Genomic DNA, 564 nt, shown 5'->3' with positions numbered 1-564 from the left:
CCTAATCCACAATATGCCCCTGGAGTATCAACAAAACAAATAACAGGTCTTTTAAATTTTTCTGCCTGTTTCATAAGTCTTAAAGCTTTTCTATATCCTTCAGGATTTGGCATCCCAAAATTTCTCTTTATATTTTCTTTTGTGTTATTTCCTTTTTGCTGCGCTATAACAGTTACAGGTATACCATTAAACTCTGCGATTCCACCAACAATTGAAGCATCGTCTCCATAATATCTATCGCCATGTAACTCAATAAATGAATCAAAAATTTTGTTTATATAATCAAGAGCAGTCGGACGTTCCACTAGCCTTGCAATACTTACTTTATCCCAAGCAGTTAAATTTTTATAGGCTTCCTTTTGCATATTATAGAGCTTTATTTCCATCTGTCTTATCTCTTTATCTAAATCCATATTTTGATCTTTTGCTAAATTTTTTAGCTCATCTATTTTACTTTTAAGTTCATACATGTTCTTTTCAAAAGGTAAAGTTACCATAAAATTTCACTCCTTATGTATTACTTTTGTCTTTCTGTCGGTGCTATAAATGAAGTTTCAATATCTG

General features: G+C 31.4%; 1 protein-coding gene. It reads right to left on the bottom strand.

All coding sequences use genetic code 11. The annotated features are described in order from the left end of the window. Positions 1-497 (bottom strand): carboxyl transferase domain-containing protein (locus tag KPL54_RS25865; protein WP_290444473.1); only part of this gene is annotated, 497 nt, incomplete at its 3' end. Between the last annotated feature and the right edge of the window lie 67 nt (positions 498-564).

Origin of the sequence: Clostridium estertheticum, assembly GCF_018861295.1 — a bacterium.
Taxonomy (GTDB): Bacteria; Bacillota; Clostridia; order Clostridiales; family Clostridiaceae; genus Clostridium_AD; species Clostridium_AD estertheticum_D.
The sequence above is the reverse complement of the archived record's forward strand: the minus strand, read 5'-3'. Positions and strand labels throughout refer to the sequence as shown.